We start from the raw sequence: 19,533 nt of genomic DNA on the forward strand, positions 1-19,533 counted from the left end.
CCTACCCGCCAGCAACCAAGGTAAGAGGCGCACTCATGACCGAGCCCGAACACAATCCCTTTGGCCTGATCGGCCTGACGTACGACGACGTCCTGCTCCTTCCCGGGCACACGGACGTGATCCCGTCCGACGCCGACACCTCCTCCCGGATTTCCAAGCGGATCACCGTCCAGACGCCGTTGCTTTCCGCCGCGATGGACACGGTGACCGAATCCCGGATGGCCATCGCCATGGCCCGGCAGGGCGGCCTTGGCGTGGTGCACCGCAACCTGTCCATCGCCGACCAGGCAGACCAGGTGGACCGGGTCAAGCGCAGCGAATCGGGGATGATCACCAACCCCCTGACCATCCGCCCCGAAGCCACCCTGCGCGAACTCGACGACCTCTGCGCCCAGTACCGTGTCTCCGGCCTGCCGGTGGTGGACGAGGAAAACCGCCTCCTCGGCATCGTCACCAACCGCGACACCCGCTTTGTCCCCGAGTCCGACTTCCCGCTGCGGCTCGTCAGCGACGTCATGACCAAGATGCCACTGGTCACCGGCCACGTGGGGATCAGCCGCGACGAAGCCTCCCACAAGCTGGCCACCAACAAGATCGAAAAGCTGCCGCTCGTGGACGAGCAGGGCAGGCTCAAGGGCCTGATCACCACCAAGGACTTCACCAAGGCGGAGCAGTACCCGCTGGCCACGAAGGACGAGGAAGGCCGCCTCCGCGTCGGCGCAGCCATCGGGTTCTTCGGCGACGGTTGGGAACGCGCCATGACCCTCATCGACGCCGGCGTTGACGCCCTGTTCGTCGATACCGCCAACGGCCACTCCCAGGGTGTCCTGGACATGATCCGCCGGCTCAAGTCGGACCCCGTGGCAGCCCACGTGGACGTCATCGGCGGCCAGGCAGCCACCCGCGAAGGTGCCCAGGCGCTGATCGACGCCGGCGCCGACGGCATCAAGGTGGGCGTGGGCCCGGGCTCCATCTGCACCACCCGCGTGGTGGCCGGTGTCGGCGTTCCCCAGATCACCGCCATCTACGAATCCGCCAAGGCCGCCATCCCCGCCGGGGTGCCGCTGATCGCCGACGGCGGCCTGCAGTACTCGGGCGACATCGGCAAGGCCCTGGTGGCCGGCGCCGACACCGTCATGCTGGGGTCCCTGCTCGCAGGCTGCGACGAGTCCCCGGGAGACCTGATCTTCGTCAACGGCAAGCAGTACAAGTCCTACCGCGGCATGGGCTCCCTGGGCGCCATGCAGTCCCGCGGCAAGAACACGTCCTACTCCAAGGACCGCTACTTCCAGGCGGACGTCTCCGGTGACGACAAGCTCATCCCCGAGGGCATCGAAGGCCGGGTGGCCTACCGTGGCCCGCTGTCCTCCGTGGCATACCAGCTGGTGGGCGGGCTCCGCCAGACCATGTTCTACACGGGCGCTCCCACCATCCCCGAGCTCAAGGCACGCGGCAAGTTCGTCCGCATCACCCCCGCCGGGCTGAAGGAATCACACCCGCACGACATCCAGATGACCGTCGAGGCGCCGAACTACGGCTCCCGCTAAGCGGCTCCCGCGCCGCCATCAAGGGCCATGGGGACTTCCCCATGGCCCTTTGCGTTCTCCGCGCCGGGACTAGGCTTGAGCCATGTCCCAGCCACGCCATCCCGCCGAATTGGGGCCCAAGCGGGATACCCAGCGCCGGCTGGCCCTCCGGCCCTACGCCAAAGCCGTAGCCCAGGTCCTGCGGGTCAGCTTCCGGGCCTCACCCGGCGCGGTGATCATGAAGGTGCTCGGATCGCTGATCTCCGCCGTGCTGCCACTGGTCACCACCTACTTCGCGGCGCTGACCACCACGGCCCTGGCCGCTGCCTACGCCGGGGATGCAGGAGCCGGCCAGCTCGCCATCGTCTACGTCGTCATCACCGCCGCGCTCGGATTGTTCTGGGGATCGTTCACCAGCGTTGACCGGTACATCCAGCAGCTCATGAGCTTCAGGGTGGGAGCCATCGTGGGCGACCAGATGTACGAACGCTTCCTTGCCCTGGAGTTCTGGCGGTACGACGACAAGGAGACCGTCGACCTCTACGACCGGGCCAAACGGTTCTCCGACTCCTACGCCCGCGTCCTGGACCGCATCGCCGCGATCTTCACCCAGTTGGTGTCCGTCATCCTGGCCATTGGTGCCCTGCTGGTGGTGAGCTGGTGGATCGCGGTGATCGTCCTGGTGGCCATCGTCCCCAGCGTCTACCTGCAGTTCAAGCTGTCCCGGGAACAGATCGCGCACTGGAACACGCAGGTGGATTCCCGCCGGCAGCGCCGGATGATCGAACAGAACCTCCTCCGGCCCCAGCACATCGCCGAAATGCGGCTCTACGGGATCGTGCGTTTCCTGATGGACCTGCGCTCCCGGCTCCGGGACGCGGACGAACGCCGGCGCCTGGACTTCCAGCGCCGGTACATCCCCAAGCAGCTGGCGGCGGACGCGCTGCAGTACGGCGCCGAGGTGGTGTCCCTGGTCTGGGTGGTGGGGCAGATCATCACCCGGTCGCAGCCGGTGGGGCAGTTCCTGTACGTCCAGCAGATCGTCAGCCGGGCCTTGTCCACCGCGAACAACCTGGTGTCATCGCTCAGTTCCATCGACGAGGACCTGGCAAACCTGAAGGACTATGAGCTCTTCATGGCCCTCCCGGCCCATTCCGAGCACGCGCCGCCCCTGCCCGCCGCGCCCAGGGAAGTGGAGTTGAGGGACATCCGCTTCACCTATACGGGCAGCGACATTGAGGTGATCCGGGGCATCAGCATGACCATCCGCGAAGGCCAGCACATCGCCATCGTGGGAGAGAACGGTGCAGGCAAATCCACGCTGATCAGGATCCTGGCGGGCCTGTACCGTCCGGATTCCGGCCAGGTGATGCTCGACGGCGTGGACCTCGCCGCGGTGGATGTCACGTCGTGGCACCGCCACCTGGCCGTGCTCAGCCAGGAGTTCCTGAAGTATGAGTTCGCCACCGCGGCGGAGAACATCTGGTTCGGGGACGTGCAGAGCCCCCGCGACGACGGCAGGATCCAACGCGCGGCGGGAGACGCCGAGGCGCTCGAGTTCATCAGCAAGCTCCCCAACGGCCTGGAAAACCACGTCAGCAACTGGATGGAGGATCCCCGTGGCCGCAAGGGAAGCGGCCTCTCCGGCGGGCAGTGGCAGCGGCTGGCGATGGCGCGCAATTTTTACCGCAACGCGTCCTTCATGGTGATGGACGAACCCACCTCAGCCATCGACGCCCTCGCCGAGCACCGCATCTTCACCCGGCTGTTCGCCGACCGCAGCAGCACCATCATCGCCATCAGCCACCGGCTGGCAACCATCGAGAAGGCGGACACCGTGTACATGCTGGAGGACGGAAGGGTGGTGGAGCAGGGTACCCACCAGGAACTCGTCGCCCTGCGGGGACGCTACTTCCGGATGTTCGAATCCCAGCTCACCGTCCCGGCCGAACCCCTGGCGCCGCAGGTCCGGTCCGGCGAGCCCGAGGGAACGGGAACGGTCACCAGCTGACTTCAGCTGCCCCGCGGCGGCTTCCGGCGCTGGAGCCAGCCTGCGTGGAGGCTCCCGCTGTTGACCATCAGCTGCCGGGTGTAGGCCAGGCCGCCGGCAACGCCGCACGCGAAGCTGACCGGCAGGGACAGCAGCGGGGCGGCTTCGGCCGTTGCGCCCTTGGGCGTGAACAGCACGAGGGCCAGGACAATCACAGCCGTCCCGCCAAGGATGGTCCAGATGATCCCGGGGGTGATGCGGATGCCCTGGTCGATCCGGGGGATGTCGGACGCCGGCTTGGGGTCCTTGTTCGTGAACCGCGGCGCGGCCGTTACCGCCCAGCCAACGGCGGACAGGACACCACCGATGATGAGGAAGACTGTCCCCAGTTCCGGATCCCCTCCCACCAGCAGCGCAAGGACCACATGCACTGCGCCGGCGATGGCCAGCACGGCCGGGTACCACCAGGCGTAGAACACCCAGCTGCGGCGCTGGGCGAAACCCAATGCCTCCGCGCGCGGTTCCCTGGGCGGGGCCGAGCCGCTCACGGGGCTGCCGCCAGCAGCGCCCGGACCACCGGACCGGGCTGCTCACCGGCGTCGAGGGCGCGGACGGTCAGCTGGCCGTCGGCGTCCGGCGGTTCCGAGGCAAGGTGAAGGGCCCCGTCCGCCGCGATCCTGACGTTGGCGACCGTGGGTGGCTTCCCGGGGGAGTAGCGGCGCGCGCTGACCATGCCGCCGTCGGGGTGCCTGGCGCCCTGGACCGCGTCGTCCACTGTCGCCTCCACCATGTCGAGGACGGAGGCCTCCCGGTTCATCGGCAGGCACACGTACTCACTGAGCGGCTGAAGGAACAGGGCCACCCGGCCGGCGGGCGAGTCGGCGATGTAGGCCGGAGCCACGGCATCAGGCCCGATGCGGGTGACGTCGAACCACGCCGTGGCGCTGTTGAAAACACCGGCCAGGAACTGCGCCGGTCCCCGCAGGCTTACCTGCGCACCGTCGACGGCGGCGGTGTCCCTGACCCTGAGTGTGCCCACGCCGGCCCGGACAAGGTCGTGGTCATCAGGAAGCTGCTCAAGGCCAAGGACCCGCCGGGCCAGGTCTGATCCCTGCCCCGGCGTGAAGGAGAGGAGTGCGAGGATCTCGTGGCTGGTGATCCGGTATGCGGAATCGGGCAGGGAGTGTTCAGTCATATGCTTTCGGTCTCTTGGTTATGCAGGGCGGGACGAGGGCAGACTGCGCTTAGCCGAATCCGAGCTTACCGCCCACCCACCCGATGGCGTCAGCGGCGCCGCCGGCCAGGTCCCGGACACCGCCCACCACTCCGGCGCCGAAATCCCAGATCCGCTTGGTCACGGGAACATCCCCGGACACCATGGACGCGAGACCCCACAGCAGCCCTGCCCCGCCGATGGCGGCAGCAACAGGAAGCCCCACTCCCGTGGCGGCAGCAACGCCCGCGGCGACGGCGAGGCCGCCTCCGACTACGCCGTCAGCCACCCGGAAGGGGTCCCGGTTTTCCACGCCCGAGGCTATGTCGAGTACGCCCAGCAGGCCGCCCAGCACGGCGAGGCCCTTGCCGGCGATCTTCATGCCGTCAAAGAACTTGCTGACCCCGGCTTCGACATCGGCGAGGTCAAGGTTCCAGCTGAACTTGTCCGCAACGAACTTCAGGGCATTGGCGATCCCCGAGGCCCCGCTCCCGTCGTCGACACCCAGGGTCTCCAGCAGCCATTCCACGCCGGAAGGGGCATGGGTGTAGTTCGGGTCGGTGAAGGCATCGCCCCACCCCGGTTCCTCCGAACCCTGGCTGCCGCCGCCGGTACTGCCCGCGGGCGGGGCGGGTGCTGACGGTCCTGTGGACGTGCTGCCGGAGGTGCTGGCCTGCTCCTGCTCGTCGGCGTGCTTCAACAGCGCTGCGGACTGGTCCTGCAAGGAGACGGATGTCCTGTGGAGCAGCGGGAGGAGCGTGGAGGACCATTCAGCACGGAACGCGTCACCGTCCCTGCCTTTCCATGCAGCGGACTGGACCAGCGACGTGACCGAGGCTTCAACGCGCTTCAGGCTGGTGCCCGATGCCGCCAGAGACTTTGACAACGTCCGCAGCTCGGCAATGTCTGCTCCGTAAATTCCTGGCGCCACGATGTTCCCCCGGTTTTCCTGACATTTGGTGTGCTCCAGTGCCACAGCTTACGCACCGGCTCCGGACGCCGCGATGGGGAGTTCTACCGGCCGTTGGCGCTGCCCACGATGGTGGTGCGCACGCGGGCGATGCCCGGGCGGGGCGGAACGCTGCTGAAGCCGAACGTCACCGGCGGGCGGATCGGCGCCAGCGCTCCCGCGTCCTGCCCGTTCCAACTGACCGAGGCCGACGCGATGTGGTGCAGGTCCCGGACGCCGTAAAACTCGGTCCTGCCGCTGCCGGCTGAGCCGTAGGTCCGGGCGCCTGGAACCGCCAGTGCGGCCAGCGGGCTGATCGCGCGGAGCCAACGGGTGCTCACGGCGAGGCCGCCGGGCACCGCCTTCAACGCCGTCCCGAGCAGGGCCCGCCGGCCGGTTGCCGCGTCGATGCGGAGCGGGCCAGCGCGCACGGTCAAGGACTTTTGCCCAAAGTGCGCCTGGACATCCACCACCTTCACCTCATCGAAGCTGTACGTGGACGAGATAAATTCCGCGGTGAGGGGGGTGGGTGCCAGCAGGAGCCGGCGCCCCGAAGCGTCCTGCACCATCACGTCGGCAAAGGCGCCAAAGGGGGACCGCTGCCACAGGCCGATGACGGCGCGCAACCCCGATGCGGTGCCCACGCCAGCTATGTGTCCGTCGAAAACCCAGTGCCCACTCATCAGGACACTGTATCCACGGCAGCTTACAAGGGGCCGCAGGGCGGGCACTTCCAGTCCCAGCCTGGGCGAAGGAGGGCGCCGTGGCCCGTGGCAGCGATCTTGCTGGGATAACCTAGAGCGGTGACTTACGAGATCGAGATTGGCCGTGGCAAGCGTGGGCGTCGTGCCTACTCCCTGGACGATATTGCAGTCGTCCCCAACCGTCGCACCCGCGACCCCAAGGACGTCTCGGTCTCGTGGCAGATTGATGCCTACCAGTTCGACATGCCGGTCATCGCCGCGCCCATGGACTCTGCGATGTCGCCGCAGACCGCCATTGCGCTCGGCAAGCTGGGCGGCCTGGGCGTGCTGGACCTGGAAGGGCTCTGGACCCGGTACGAGGACCCGCAGGCTGTCCTTGATGAGATCAGCTCGCTTGAGGACGAAATCAACAGCCCGGCCGTCACCGGCAGGATGCAGGAGCTCTACCAGGCACCCATCCAGCCCGACCTCATCACGTCGCGTTTGGCTGAAATCCGCGAGGCCGGAGTCACCGTGGCGGGCGCCCTGACCCCGCAGCGCACCCAAGAGCACTACAAGACGGTCCTGGCCGCCGGCGTCGACATCTTCGTCATCCGCGGCACCACCGTCTCCGCTGAGCACGTGTCCAAGGACCACGAACCGCTGAACCTCAAACAGTTCATCTACGAACTCGATGTCCCCGTCATTGTCGGCGGGGCGGCCGGCTACACCCCGGCGCTGCACCTGATGCGCACCGGCGCAGCCGGCGTCCTGGTCGGCTTTGGCGGCGGGGCCACCACCACGACGCGCCGCGCCCTGGGCATCCACTCGCCCATGGCGTCCGCCATTTCCGACGTCGCCGCCGCCCGCCGCGACTACATGGACGAGTCCGGCGGCCGGTACGTCCACGTCATTGCCGACGGCGGCATGGGCACCTCGGGTGACATCGTCAAGGCCATCGCCATGGGCGCGGACGCGGTCATGCTGGGCAGTGCCCTGGCCCGCGCCGAGGAAGCTCCCGGCAAGGGCTGGCACTGGGGCCAGGAGGCCCACCACCTGGAACTGCCGCGCGGAGACCGGGCCAACGTCGGCACCGTCGGTCCGTTGGAGGAAGTCCTCTTCGGTCCGGGCCACCACACCAACGGCACCTCCAACCTGATCGGGGCGCTGCGGCGCTCCATGGCGACCACCGGCTATTCGGACCTGAAGGAATTCCAGCGGGTCGACGTCGTCGTGTCCCCATACGAAGGAAACTGACGCCCCGCGTTTGCCGGGAAGGCCGCACGTAAGGGCGGCCTGCCCAAGTGTGCCGCAAGGAAGTAGGGTGGACCTACTACCGGCACATGAGGCACTGGAGGCGTTCAATGAAGACTGTTCCTGCAGACGGCGGGGCCCTTGGCCCGGAAGCCAGGGAAGCATCCATCCAGCGGCTGCGCGCCACGACGGAGCCCGGCCAGGAGCTGGACATCCTGATCGTCGGCGGCGGCATCGTGGGAACCGGTGCGGCGCTGGACGCCGTCACCCGCGGGCTTACCGTCGGCATCGTCGAGGCCAGCGACTGGGCGGCCGGCACGTCCTCCAGGTCCTCAAAGCTGATCCACGGCGGCCTCCGCTACCTGGAAATGCTGGACTTCGCCCTGGTCAAGGAGGCGCTGCAGGAACGCGGGCTGCTGCTGTCCGAACTGGCCCCGCACCTGGCGCGTCCGGTGCCGTTCCTGTACCCGCTGACCAAACCCTTCATCGAACGTCCCTACGTGGGGGCCGGAATTGCCCTCTATGACGCCATGTCCGTCTCCAGCGGGCACAGCCGCGGCGTCCCGTTCCACAAGCACCTGTCCAGGCGCGGCACGCTGCGTGCGGCGCCGAGCCTGAAGGATGACGCCTTCGTGGGCTCCATCCGCTATTACGACGGCCAGGTCGACGACGCCAAGTACGTTGCCAACCTGATCCGTACCGCCGCGTACTACGGTGCGCACGCCGTCAACCAGATGGCGGTGGTGGACTTCCTGCGCGAAGGTGAACGCGTGGTCGGCGCCAAGGTGGAAAACCGCGAGGACGGATCCCGGTTCGACATCCGCGCCAAGCAGGTCATCAATGCCACCGGCGTCTGGACCGACGAAACCCAGGCCATGGTCACGGACCGGGGCCAGCTGAAGGTCCGTGCGTCCAAGGGTATCCACCTCGTGGTGCCGCGCGACCGCTTCCAGTCCACCGTGGGGCTGATCCTGCGCACGGAAAAGTCGGTGCTCTTCGTCATCCCCTGGGGCAGGCACTGGATCATCGGCACCACGGACACGGACTGGCACCTCGACAAAGCCCATCCGGCCGCCTCCAGCAAGGACATCGACTACATCCTTGAACACGTCAACCGGGTCCTCAAGCGTCCCCTGACCAGGGAAGACGTCGAGGGTGTCTATGCCGGCCTTCGTCCCCTCCTCGCCGGGGAGAACGATTCCACGGCCAAGCTCTCCCGCGAGCACGTGGTGGCGCACCCGGTGCCCGGCCTGGTGGTGGTGGCCGGCGGCAAATGGACCACCTACCGCGTGATGGCAAAGGACGCGGTGGACGAGGCCACCCGCACCATGGACGAACGCGTGCCGCCCAGCTGCACGGAGACCATCCCGCTGCTGGGCGCCAACGGCTTCCGGGCGGCCTGGAACCGCCGCAACCGGACCGCGGAGGAGTCCGGCGTGCACGTGGCGCGGATCGAACACCTCCTGAACCGTTATGGCTCCATGACCCCGGAAGTGTTGGCCCTGATCGAGGAGAATCCGGCCCTGGCCGAACCCCTGCCGGGCGCCGACGACTACCTGCAGGCCGAAGCGGTCTACGCCGCCACCCACGAAGGCGCGCGGCACGTGCACGACGTCCTGACCCGGCGCACCCGCATTTCCATCGAAGCGTGGGACCGCGGCGTGTCTGCTGTTCCGGTTGTCGCTAAACTGATGGGTGACGTCCTCGGCTGGAGCGATGCGCAGCGCGAGAATGAGGTCCGGCACTACGTTGCCCGGGTGGAGGCTGAACGCCTCAGCCAGCAACAGCCGGACGACGAATCCGCAGACGCCGCCCGCCTGGGCGTGGAAGACATCGTGCCCTTGCGCTGAGGGGCGGATGGCCGGCGCTGATGACTGAAGGGACACGCTTTTGGCGGAACTGCTTGACCCGTACGACGCCGACCTCACCACCCCGGACCTGGTCATCCTGGAACTGGAGGCCACCGACAAGGACGACGCCGCGGCGCAATTGTCCGAACGGCTGTACGCCGCGGGCCGGGTGTCGGACCTCGACGGGTTCCTCCGGCACGTCAACGCCCGGGAGCACCAGCTGGCCACCGGCCTTCCCGGCGGCATTGGCCTGCCGCATGCCCGCAGCGAGTTCGTCTCCCGCACGTCCATCGCCGTGGGCATCACCAAGTACGGCCACGCCCTGGATTTCGGTGCCACGGACGGACCGGCAACCGTGGTCCTGCTCATCGCCACGCCGGCCAGTTCCTTCTCCGACCACCTCGAAGTGCTGGCCACCCTGGCCCGGTCCCTGTCCAAGGAATCATTCCGTGAATCGCTCCGGCGCGCCTATGACGCCGAAGTGATCGCCGAGCTCATCAACTCCAGCCTGGTGTTTTTCGACCATTGATCCCGCGCGCCGGTGCGCCCGAGGCGCCCGCGTTTAGTTGTTCTACAGAAGTACGAAGTACGGTTAAGACGTGTGGAAAACTGCCCTAAAGCCCCGATGGATCGCAGGATTCATCTTCGCGATTGTCGTATCCGGGGTCTTCGTGCTGCTGAGCCAATGGCAGTTTGGCAGGTCCACCAGCCCTGAAACCCCCGTCAACCCGGACACCGAGAACGTCCGGCCGCTGACCGGCATCCTCCAGCCGGGCGAGTTCTTCCACGGATCCGACGCCGACCAGATGGTCAGTGCCACCGGCACCTACGATCCCGCAAAGCAGGTCCTGGTGCCGGGCCGGCTGCACGACGGAAAGACCGGATTCTGGGTGGTTTCGGCGTTCGCCGTGGATGGCGCACCGGCACTGACCGGCAGGGCGGCCTCCCCGCAGACCTGGATCCCGGTGGCGCGCGGATGGGTGGCAGACGCCGCCGACGCCCCAGCGCCGCCGTCGGGCCGGGTGGAACTCACCGGCCGGCTCCTGCCCTCGGAAGCACCAGTGTCCGGCAAGGCTGCCGGCCCGGGTGAAGCCACGGCGGTCTCGGTGGCCGAACTCATCAACTACTGGGAGATCAGCAGCTACCCGGGATTCGTTTCCGCCACCGCCGAGGTGGCCGGGGGAGCGGACGTCAGCGCCGCCGCCGCGCCGGGCAAGCTCCTGCCACTCGACATCGGCCCGCAGCCGCCGGCGCAGCGGATCAACTGGCTCAACCTGTTCTACTCCCTGGAATGGGTCGTCTTCGCCGGCTTCGCGTTCTTCATCTGGTGGCGCCTCGTCAAGGACGACTACCACCGGGACCTCGAGGAAGCCCACGACGAAGCCGACCCGTCCGCCACACCCCACCAGCACCAACAGAAGGTACAGCCATGATTGATCCGAAACCGGCTACGGAAAACACAGCGGCCGGAAAGGCCGCCACCAGGAAGCGCCGCTTCGGCGGGACCGAACCGCAGATCCGTTCGGCCCTGAAGTTCTACAAGGTCATGGCCTACCTGACCGGTGCCATGCTGCTGCTGCTGTGCGCCGAGCTCGTGGCCCGGTACGGCTTTGGGCAGTACCTCTTCGCCGGCGGCACCGACGCCATCACCGGCCAGCCCTTCGGATTCGGGTTCGCGGGCGCGGAACCGCCCGCAGTCCTGGGCGGCGTCAACGTCTCCGTCACGGTGCTGATTGTCCACGGCTGGATGTACGTGGTGTACCTGATGTCCAACTTCCGGCTGTGGTCGCTGATGCGGTGGCCCTTCCTGAAGCTGATCCTGCTGGCCCTGGGCGGCGTCGTGCCGTTCCTGTCCTTCATCGTGGAAAAGAAGTTCCACGCCGAGGTGGAAGCCGAGCTGGCGGCGAACCCGCAGGCACCGCAGCGCTACTGACCCGCCGGGTTCGGCGGCGGGCGGCACCTGCCTCCAGGGCCGCCGTCGGACGTCTGCTCCGTCACAGCGGGCCCTCTCAAGGTGCGCCGGTGCAACGCCGCAAAGTAGGCTATTACGGTGACTACTCCCACTGCATCCCAGACTTCCCAGAAGCCGGTGCTGGTAGTTGACTACGGTGCCCAGTACGCGCAGCTGATTGCCCGCCGCGTCCGGGAAGCGAACGTGTATTCGGAAGTGGTTCCGCATACCTGGTCCACCGAGCAGCTCCTGGCCAAGAACCCCGCCGCCATCATCCTCTCCGGCGGCCCCTCCAGCGTTTACGCCGACGGCGCCCCCAGCGTGGGTGCCGACCTTTTCGAGGCAGGCGTTCCCGTCTTCGGCATCTGCTACGGCTTCCAGGCCATGGCCAATGCCCTGGGCGGCAAGGTGGACCGGACGGGACTGCGGGAGTACGGCTCCACCGAAACCACCATCCTGGGCGACGCCCGCTCAGTCCTTGAAGGCATGCCCCAGCACCAGAAGACCTGGATGAGCCACGGCGACTCCGTCCACGAAGCACCTGAAGGCTTCGAGGTCCTGGCGACGACTGCCGGCGCCGAAGTGGCGGCCTTCGCCAACGAGGAAAAAGGCCTCTTCGGTGTGCAGTGGCACCCGGAGGTCAAGCACTCCGCCTACGGCCAGCAGGTGCTGGAGAACTTCCTGTTCAACTGCGCCAAGCTCGAAGCCAACTGGACCACCGGCAACATCCTCGAAGAGCAGGTGGCACGCATCCGCGAGCAGATCGGCGATGCCCGGGTGATCTGCGGACTCTCCGGCGGCGTCGATTCCGCCGTTGCCGCCGCCCTGGTCCAGCGCGCCGTGGGCGACCAGCTCACCTGCGTGTTCGTCGACCATGGCCTGCTGCGTGAAGGCGAAGCCGAACAGGTGGAGCGCGACTTCGTCGCCGCCACCGGCGTGAAGCTCTACGTTGCCAACGAACAGGAACGCTTCCTCTCCGCGCTGGCCGGCGTCAGCGACCCCGAGACCAAGCGCAAGATCATTGGCCGCGAGTTCATCCGCGCCTTCGAAGAAGCCGAACTGGCCATCATCGCCGAAGCCGCGGCGCACGGCGAGAAGATCAAGTTCCTCGTCCAGGGCACCCTGTACCCGGACGTCGTCGAATCCGGCGGCGGTGAAGGTGCCGCAAACATCAAGAGCCACCACAACGTGGGCGGCCTGCCGGAGGACCTGCAGTTCGAGCTCGTCGAGCCGCTGCGGGCACTGTTCAAGGACGAGGTCCGCGCTGTCGGCGCGCAGCTCGGCCTGCCGCAGGAAATCGTGGGCCGCCAGCCGTTCCCCGGCCCCGGCCTGGGCATCCGCATCGTCGGCGACGTCACCAAGGAGCGCCTGGACCTGCTCCGCAAGGCGGACGCCATTGCCCGCGCTGAACTGACCGCAGCCGGGCTGGACAACGAAGTATGGCAGATGCCGGTCGTCCTGCTGGCCGATGTCCGCAGCGTCGGCGTCATGGGTGACGGCCGCACGTACGGCCACCCGATCGTGCTCCGTCCGGTTTCCTCCGAGGACGCCATGACCGCGGACTGGTCACGCCTGCCCTACGACCTCCTGGCCCGCATCTCCAACCGGATCACCAACGAGGTGGACGGCGTCAACCGCGTGGTACTGGACGTCACCAGCAAGCCGCCGGGAACCATCGAGTGGGAATAGCATCCTGATGTGGCCGGCCTCCGCCGATGGAGGCCGGCCACACCTGTCTGCGGCAGCGGCCGCGGCGCGGGCGGCTTTCGCAGCTGTGAAATTCCCGCAATTTCGCTGCTCCAGTGTTGCGGTCTCTCAGTCCGGGCACGGGAGCGGCTACTCTCGAACCTATGCCGGTATGGTCCAGGGCGTCACGTGGAAACGCAGAAAAGAAGGCAGAAGTGTCAGTTGGTCAAGGCCACCCGGAAGGCTCGGAAGAGCTGCGTAAATGGCTGTCCGGGCTCAAACCCGTTACCGGGGCAGACACCATGCTGCGCTTCACCAAGACCCCTGAAGGTTCCATCGACCTGACGTCCGCCCATCCGTCGGGGCTGGCGCAGCTCATGGCCGGGCGGCGCACCCGCCTGTCCACGCTGATCCGCGATCCGCAGCAATATGTGGTGGCGGCCCGGGCCTCGCGCAACATCCGCTCCAAGATCTTCGAACTCGCCAACGACCGCGGCATCGACGCCGGGTACCTCTCCGCCGGCACCGTGGTGTGGACGTCCGCCGTCGGGGGCAAACCCCAGCGCGTATCCGCTCCGGTCATGCTTACCGCCATCTCTTTGACCGTGCGGCCGGGCGAGGACGACTATGAACTGCAGCTGACCGAGCAGGCGCACATCAACCCTGCCCTGGTGCGGCATCTGAAGACCGTCCACGGCATCGTGTTCGACGTCAACGCCGTCACCCGCCTCGCGTACAGCACGGCGCGGTTCGACCCCCAACCCGTCCTGGACCGGCTGGGCACGATCATCCGTCCCATCCACGGCGCCGAGGCCCAGCACAACCTGCTCGTCTCCACGTTCGCGGACCTCTCCGGTAATCTCGACGATCCCTGGATCAACGACTCCCACCCGATCGTGTCCGCGCTGGCCACGGCGGGCGGCGGGGAAGTGGTGGACGTGGACGCGCCGGACCCGTCGCGCTTCCCCTCCCTGGACAGCAGGCATCCGCAGGAGGAACTGCTCCTGCTGGATGCGGACACGGACCAGCAGTACGTCATCGACGCCGCCCGGGCCGGCGAGTCCCTCGTGGTCAGCAGTCCGCCCGGAACAGGCCAGACCCAGACCGCCATCAACACCATCGGCGCGTTGGTGGATGCCGGCCGGACCGTCCTGGTGGTGGGCGACCGCCGCGCCAGCCTCAGCGAAGTCTCCGGACAGCTTGAGGCGCTGGGGCTGGATTCGATCCTGTTCCAGCTGTCCGGCAACGTGACGCCCCAGCAGCTGAAGTCCCAGCTGGTGCGCGCCATCGTCAGGAACGAAAAGTCCCTTGAACCCCAGCTGGGCAACCTGCACACCACGCTGACCGAACACCGCCACGCCCTGATGGACCACGTCGCGTCCCTGCACAACGTGCGCGAACGGTGGGGCTGTTCGCCGTACCAGGCCATGCAGTCGCTGGCCGAACTCACTTCCATCCACCCCGCCCCGGCCACCACGGTCCGCCTGAAGCGCAGCGTCCTGGACAGCATCCGGGACCGCGAAGAGCTGGCCGGCCGGCTGCAGCGTGCTGCCGAACTGGGCGGCTTCAGCAAGGCCGCCACCGGCAGCCCGTGGCACGGCGCCCGGCTGCTGACCCGCAAGGAGACCGAGGAATCGCAGGAGCTGGTCCGGTCCGTTGAACAGAGCCTGCCAGCGCTGCGGGAGCGCATGAACGCGGTTGCCGAGCACGCCGAAATACGCCTCGGCGCGACCTTCGCTGAATGGGGCGACCAGCTTGAGCTGCTGGTCGCCGTGCGCGGCAGCCTGGACAAGTTCACCCCGGACATCTTTGACCGTCCGGTCACCGACCTGATCTCGGCCACGGCACCGTCCGCCTGGCGGCGTGAACGCGGAATCGACATGACCTCCATGCAGCGGTCCAGGCTGCGCCGCGTGGCCAAGGAATACGTCCGTCCCGGCGTCCACATCGCCGACCTCCACACGTCCCTCGTCCTGGTCCAGGAGCAGCGGGCACTGTGGGCGGAATATGCCACGACGCAGCGGCACCCCGCGGTGCCGTCCGGCCTGGCCGAAATGAATGCCATGTACCGGGAACTGGAGCAGGAGCTCGCCCGGCTGGGGGAGTGCCTGAAGCACACTGCGGCGGGCGGCACGCTGACCAGCGCCCGCTACGAGGACCTGATGGAGCGGCTGGAACGGCTGTCCGCGGACACCGACACGCTCAAGACCCTGCCCGAGCGCACCCTCCTGATGGAGAGCATGCGCGAGCACGGCCTCGGGGAACTCCTGGCCGACCTCGCGGAACGGGAAGTCCCCGCCGGTTCGGTGGCAGCGGAACTCGAACTGGCCTGGTGGCAGTCCGCGCTGGAAGCCATGATCAGCGGCGACGACTACCTCGCCATGTCCGATGGCGACGCGCTGCGGCAGCTTGAGGCGGAGTACCGGCTGGCGGACAACGCCCACATCGCCAGCGGCGCAGCCCGCCTCCGCTGGGACCTCGCCGAACGGTGGCGTTCCGCCATTGCCGCACATCCCCGCCAGGCCGACCTGCTGCGGAGCCTGCTCAAGGACGGCAGGGTATCGCTGCCCGCACTGACGGCGCAGGCGCCTGACCTGATCAGCTCATTGGTTCCCGTGTGGTCGGTCAGTCCCTACCTGATGAGCGGACTCCTGCCCGCCGAACAGCACTTCGACGCCGTGGTGATCCTCGACGCCGAGGCGACATCGCTGCAGGCCGTTCTCCCGTCCATTGCCCGGGCCCGGCAGGTCATCGCCTTCGGCGATGCCAGGATCGCCAGCCCCCGCAGCTTCACGGTCGGAGTGGAGCGGCTTGCGCCCGGTGAAGCCGCCCACCAGCGCGTCGAGAGCGCGTTCAATGCCCTCTCCGCGGTGCTTCCCGTATGGCAGCTCACCCACGTGTACCGCGGCGTGGACGAGGACCTGGTGCTTCAGCTCAGCAGGAGCTTCTACGACGGCGGCCTGCGCCGGTTGCCGGAAGGACAGTCGGCAACCGGGCTGGACCGGTCACTGCTGGTGGAATACCTCCCCGACGGTACGGGTCTGCCCAGCGCCGACCACGAGGGCGTTGAGTCTGTGGTGGCGGAGGTCAACAGGGTAGTGGAGCTGGTCTTCGAGCATGCCCGGCTCCGGCCCCGCACATCCTTGGCGGTCGTCACCGCGAGCCTCCGGCATGCCGCGCGGATCGGCGAGTCCATCCGGCTCCAGCTGCCCAACTACCCGGGGCTGGCCAGCTTCTTCGGGGCGGGGCCGGAGTCATTCCGGGTCGTCGACCTCGAACGCGCCCAGGGCCTGGTGCGCGACCATGTGATTTTCTCGCCTGGCTACGGCCGGACACCCCATGGCAGGGCGCTGCACAACTTCGGCCCCCTCTCGGCGGAAGGCGGCCGGGAAAAGTTCGCGCTCGCCATGACCAGGGCGCGCCGTTCCATCCACGTGCTGACCTGCTTCCGTCCGGAAGATTTGGACCAGACCCGGCTGACGTACGGCGCCGTGGACCTGTACGCCCTGCTGGACCGTGAGATTTCCGGCAACTCCGACCTGGGCAGCCCGGCCTCCCGCGCCGCCGCCAGCGAGCAGGCACTCGGCGCCGACCCGCTGGTGGCAGACCTCGGGGACAGGCTCCGGGCCCGCGGCGCCCGGGTGTGGCATCAGTACGACGGCGTCATCGACGTGGTGGCCGCGGCCGACCCGCTGGGGACCATGGGCCAGGACGACGCCGATCTTCCGTGGCCGGTGGCCATCGAGTCCGACGGCACCGAGCAGTACCGCACCATGAGCGTGCGGGAACGCAGTCGGCTTCGCCCCCAGACGCTCGAGCGGATGGGCTGGCGCTACATGCCGCTGTGGACCATAGAGGTTTTCACCGATCCATCCGCCTGCGCCGACAGGATCGCCGGATACCTTGGACTCGAACGGGTAGTGCTTCCCGGACGTCCCGCCCCGTCCGGCGGCTTCCTTGACGAGGACATGTACCAGGCGCTTCATGGAATTGACGCCGGCAAGTCCACGGCAGCCGGGTCCTCCACCGTGGAGGCGGGCGGCTTCCGGCGGTCGGCGGCGGTCCGGGACAACGGCAACGTCCCCGGGCCCGCATCCGGACAGGACGGAGCGGCCGGCGACGGCACATCCCCGCAGGCTGTTCCGCAGCAGGCGGAGGCAGCAAACCCTTCCTACGAAACCGAGGACACAGGCACCATGACCGCCGAAGAATCTGCTCCAGCTGACGATGCTGCCACGCCGTCCGGTGCGCCGGCCGCAGCCGGCCAGGGAGATGCCGGGGTTGCCGGCGCAGCAGAGGAAAACAACTCAGCGGACACCGGCGTCGACGGGAACGGGGAAGGACACGGTGAGCCTGCAGGACACTCCAGCCGGATGCCGGGCCGCGGCGCCCAGGCCGGAGCACAAGGCATCCTGCCCAAGACCGCCGGTGAGGATGACCCGCGGGCCTGGGGCGACCGCGACGAGGACCACGACGCCTGGCTCAAGGAGCAGAAGCCCCCGCACTGGGGCTGACACCTCAGCCTGACTGCGGAGGCCCCACCAGGACGAAGAACAGCTTGCCCTGGGTGGAGGCCCCCGCCAGCCGCGCAGCCTGCCCGGCGCTGGCCGCGACGACGATGAGCCCGTCAGTTTCAGAGGTGCCCAGCCACTGCCCGCTGTCACCGCCCTTCGTGGCGGTCCACAGCACCGGGACGCCTGAGGCCAGGACCTCCGACTGCCCCGGCTGGTCGAACCCGTTTCCGGCGGTGAGTACCACATCCACCAGTTGCCCCGGTGATACCAGCTGGATGGAGGAAGCATCGGCCATGCGCAGGGGCACTGCGGCCGACCCGGGCGGAGTTCCTGTCAGCAGGCCAGGTCCCAACAGTTGCGCGTCGTTGACCAGCTGCCCTTTACGCAGGGGCGCGGCAAGCTGCCTTCCGGTGGCCTGCTCCCGGGCGCCCAGGGTTCCGTCCGTGCGCATGCCCGGGGGAATGCGGATCATCTCCAGGTCGGCGGACTGCACTGCCGTTCCGGCGGGCAGGTCACGGGAGGCGGACAGGGCCGGAACAGTGTCCGCGGGGGCGGGAGTCAGCTGGTGGACAGTAATGGCGGCCGCCAGGCACAGCAGGAGGGCAACGGCAAGGCGCCGGTTGCGGCTGAGCCACGCGGCCAGGCGGAATCCGGGCCGGGAGCGGCGGGCAGGCAGGGCCGCAGGGGTGACCTGTCCGGACCGGAACGAGGGGGAGCCGCGGCGGGTTCGGCGGAACGGTAGTGGCATGCCTTCACGCTAGGCGGGAAGGGAGCGGGGACGACAGCGGCCCCGGACCTATGTGGACAACGATGAAGTGTCCGTAGGTCCGGGGCCGTTCGCCGCAAGGCGGTACCCTAAGCCGGGGCAGGTGTCAGCTGGCTGCTGCCGCGGGTGCCGGCGCGGCCGCGGGGGCCGGAGCAGCCGCAGCCGGGGCCGGGGGCGCCGCAGAAACGGTGCTGCCTTTGGAATCGCGGGAGTCTGTGCGGTAGAACCCGGATCCCTTGAAGACGACGCCCACGCTGTTGAACTTCTTGCGCAGCGTTCCTTCGCATTCAGGACAGGACGTCAGTGAACTGTCCGAGAACGACTGGACGATATCGAAGGCGTGGCCGCAATCCTTGCAGGCGTAAGCATATGTTGGCACTTGAGCTCCTCCTCTGGGGCAAACGAGAGGTCCCGTGCTGCCGGGGGACCAGCGGTACCGGAACGTGGTTCCCGCATGGTCCATTAGCAGTCGCAGGGCCTGAGTGCTAATTCTATCACCCCGGCCGGGTGGCCGCCCGGCTCAGGAACTGCCCGCCAGCGTCCGGACCCCGGCCGGCGTCAGGACTGCCGGGACGGGACGGTCGAACTCCTCGGCGTGGATCCGGCCGGCGGGCAGGAGTTCTTCGTCGTAGATAACAGCCGCGAGGGGAATATGCTTCCCGGCGGTGTCCAGATGCCCCAGAAACTTGTCGTAGTAGCCGCCCCCTTGCCCAATGCGGTTGCCGGCAAGGTCTACAGCTGTGGCCGGAATGAAGAGCGCCGTCGCACCGGCGGCCACATCCGGACCGTGCCGGGGCCCGTCAGGCTCCATCACCGGCGCGTACCGGCTGCGGATGAAGGCAACGTCCGGGCTCCAGTACACCCAGCTCAGTTCCCGGCCCGGTTCGCACACCGGGAGCAGGACCCGGTGCCCGTCCCGGTGGAGGGCTTCGATCAGCGGCAAGGTAGGCGGCTCCACCCCGACGCCGAGGTAAACGCAAAAGGTGGCGGGGGTGCCGCCGGCAAGGGACCCGGCCCAGGCCGATCCGTGCCTGGCAATCCCCTCGGCGGCCGTGGCCACATCATCCCCGGACAACCCGGAACGGCGGGCACGATGGCTGGCCCGGATGTCTTCCTTGGTTCCGGTTGGTTCTTCTCGCATGCGGTTCCTT

General features: G+C 68.0%; 16 protein-coding genes. 9 read left to right on the forward strand and 7 right to left on the reverse strand.

Annotated features, from left to right (window positions below; translation table 11 throughout):
* Positions 1–35 precede the first annotated feature (35 nt).
* Both guaB and AS031_RS02755 read left to right on the forward strand, forming a co-directional pair.
* On the forward strand, positions 36–1,547 hold the full coding sequence (gene guaB, locus AS031_RS02750) for an IMP dehydrogenase (protein ID WP_058266578.1): 1,512 nt from the start codon (positions 36–38) through the stop codon (positions 1,545–1,547).
* 82 nt (positions 1,548–1,629) lie between these two features.
* A complete protein-coding gene (locus AS031_RS02755; protein WP_058266579.1) occupies positions 1,630–3,537 on the forward strand; it encodes an ABC transporter ATP-binding protein in 1,908 nt (635 codons plus the stop codon).
* 2 nt (positions 3,538–3,539) lie between these two features.
* Here AS031_RS02755 and AS031_RS02760 read toward each other — a convergent pair whose 3' ends face one another.
* From AS031_RS02760 to AS031_RS02775, 4 genes are all read right to left on the reverse strand, one after another.
* Complete coding sequence (locus tag AS031_RS02760; protein ID WP_141688735.1) at positions 3,540–4,064, reverse strand: hypothetical protein; 525 nt, start codon at positions 4,062–4,064, stop codon at positions 3,540–3,542.
* Positions 4,061–4,711, reverse strand: coding sequence for a hypothetical protein (locus AS031_RS02765; protein WP_058266581.1), 651 nt, complete (start codon positions 4,709–4,711; stop codon positions 4,061–4,063). Before AS031_RS02765 ends, AS031_RS02760 begins: the two co-directional genes overlap by 4 nt.
* 49 nt (positions 4,712–4,760) lie before the next feature.
* Positions 4,761–5,660 carry a hypothetical protein gene (locus tag AS031_RS02770; protein WP_141688736.1) on the reverse strand — a complete coding sequence of 300 codons (900 nt, stop codon included), beginning with the start codon at positions 5,658–5,660 and terminating at the stop codon, positions 4,761–4,763.
* 83 nt (positions 5,661–5,743) lie between these two features.
* Complete coding sequence (locus AS031_RS02775) at positions 5,744–6,322, reverse strand: hypothetical protein (RefSeq protein WP_306589356.1); 579 nt, start codon at positions 6,320–6,322, stop codon at positions 5,744–5,746.
* Positions 6,323–6,481: 159 nt separating this feature from the next.
* Here AS031_RS02775 and AS031_RS02780 point away from each other — a divergent pair, with 159 nt between their 5' ends.
* The 7 genes from AS031_RS02780 to AS031_RS02810 all read left to right on the forward strand — a co-directional run bounded on the left by AS031_RS02780 (position 6,482) and on the right by AS031_RS02810 (position 17,616).
* Positions 6,482–7,618, forward strand: a complete 1,137-nt coding sequence (locus tag AS031_RS02780; protein WP_058266584.1) for a GuaB3 family IMP dehydrogenase-related protein — start codon at positions 6,482–6,484, stop codon at positions 7,616–7,618.
* Positions 7,619–7,725: 107 nt separating this feature from the next.
* Complete coding sequence (locus AS031_RS02785) at positions 7,726–9,465, forward strand: glycerol-3-phosphate dehydrogenase/oxidase (protein WP_058266585.1); 1,740 nt, start codon at positions 7,726–7,728, stop codon at positions 9,463–9,465.
* A 40-nt stretch (positions 9,466–9,505) separates the two neighbouring features.
* Positions 9,506–9,994 (forward strand): PTS sugar transporter subunit IIA, encoded by a 489-nt coding sequence (locus AS031_RS02790; protein WP_058266586.1) that lies wholly within the window; start codon positions 9,506–9,508, stop codon positions 9,992–9,994.
* A 70-nt stretch (positions 9,995–10,064) separates the two neighbouring features.
* Positions 10,065–10,898 (forward strand): SURF1 family protein, encoded by an 834-nt coding sequence (locus AS031_RS02795; RefSeq protein WP_058266587.1) that lies wholly within the window; start codon positions 10,065–10,067, stop codon positions 10,896–10,898.
* Complete coding sequence (locus tag AS031_RS02800; protein WP_058266588.1) at positions 10,895–11,398, forward strand: DUF3817 domain-containing protein; 504 nt, start codon at positions 10,895–10,897, stop codon at positions 11,396–11,398. Before AS031_RS02795 ends, AS031_RS02800 begins: the two co-directional genes overlap by 4 nt.
* A 117-nt stretch (positions 11,399–11,515) precedes the next feature.
* Complete coding sequence (gene guaA, locus AS031_RS02805; protein WP_058266589.1) at positions 11,516–13,105, forward strand: glutamine-hydrolyzing GMP synthase; 1,590 nt, start codon at positions 11,516–11,518, stop codon at positions 13,103–13,105.
* Positions 13,106–13,266: 161 nt separating this feature from the next.
* On the forward strand, positions 13,267–17,616 hold the full coding sequence (locus AS031_RS02810; protein WP_058266590.1) for an AAA family ATPase: 4,350 nt from the start codon (positions 13,267–13,269) through the stop codon (positions 17,614–17,616).
* A 4-nt stretch (positions 17,617–17,620) separates the two neighbouring features.
* Here AS031_RS02810 and cpaB read toward each other — a convergent pair whose 3' ends face one another.
* The 3 genes from cpaB to AS031_RS02825 form a co-directional block, all read right to left on the reverse strand.
* Entirely contained in the window at positions 17,621–18,364 is a 744-nt protein-coding gene (gene cpaB / locus AS031_RS02815) for a Flp pilus assembly protein CpaB (RefSeq protein ID WP_082641932.1), read from the reverse strand.
* 124 nt (positions 18,365–18,488) lie between these two features.
* Positions 18,489–18,761: an FmdB family zinc ribbon protein gene (locus AS031_RS02820; protein ID WP_058266591.1), complete on the reverse strand. Its 273-nt coding sequence runs from the start codon at positions 18,759–18,761 to the stop codon at positions 18,489–18,491.
* Between the two features lie 141 nt (positions 18,762–18,902).
* The gene (locus AS031_RS02825; RefSeq protein ID WP_058266592.1) at positions 18,903–19,523 is read right to left on the reverse strand and encodes a 5-formyltetrahydrofolate cyclo-ligase; all 621 of its coding nucleotides are present in this window, start codon (positions 19,521–19,523) and stop codon (positions 18,903–18,905) included.
* Positions 19,524–19,533 lie beyond the last annotated feature (10 nt).

This window comes from Pseudarthrobacter enclensis (genome assembly GCF_001457025.1).
In the GTDB taxonomy this organism is placed as follows: domain Bacteria; phylum Actinomycetota; class Actinomycetes; order Actinomycetales; family Micrococcaceae; genus Arthrobacter; species Arthrobacter enclensis.

Bases quoted from the DNA above. Each gene is read 5' to 3' on its own strand.
- AS031_RS02785 (WP_058266585.1), top strand. From the start codon at position 7,726: ATGAAGACTGTTCCTGCAGACGGCGGGGCCCTTGGCCCGGAAGCCAGG.
- cpaB (WP_082641932.1), bottom strand. From the start codon at position 18,364: ATGCCACTACCGTTCCGCCGAACCCGCCGCGGCTCCCCCTCGTTCCGG.
- AS031_RS02810 (WP_058266590.1), top strand. From the start codon at position 13,267: ATGCCGGTATGGTCCAGGGCGTCACGTGGAAACGCAGAAAAGAAGGCA.
- AS031_RS02825 (WP_058266592.1), bottom strand. From the start codon at position 19,523: ATGCGAGAAGAACCAACCGGAACCAAGGAAGACATCCGGGCCAGCCAT.
- AS031_RS02755 (WP_058266579.1), top strand. From the start codon at position 1,630: ATGTCCCAGCCACGCCATCCCGCCGAATTGGGGCCCAAGCGGGATACC.
- AS031_RS02800 (WP_058266588.1), top strand. From the start codon at position 10,895: ATGATTGATCCGAAACCGGCTACGGAAAACACAGCGGCCGGAAAGGCC.
- AS031_RS02765 (WP_058266581.1), bottom strand. From the start codon at position 4,711: ATGACTGAACACTCCCTGCCCGATTCCGCATACCGGATCACCAGCCAC.
- guaB (WP_058266578.1), top strand. From the start codon at position 36: ATGACCGAGCCCGAACACAATCCCTTTGGCCTGATCGGCCTGACGTAC.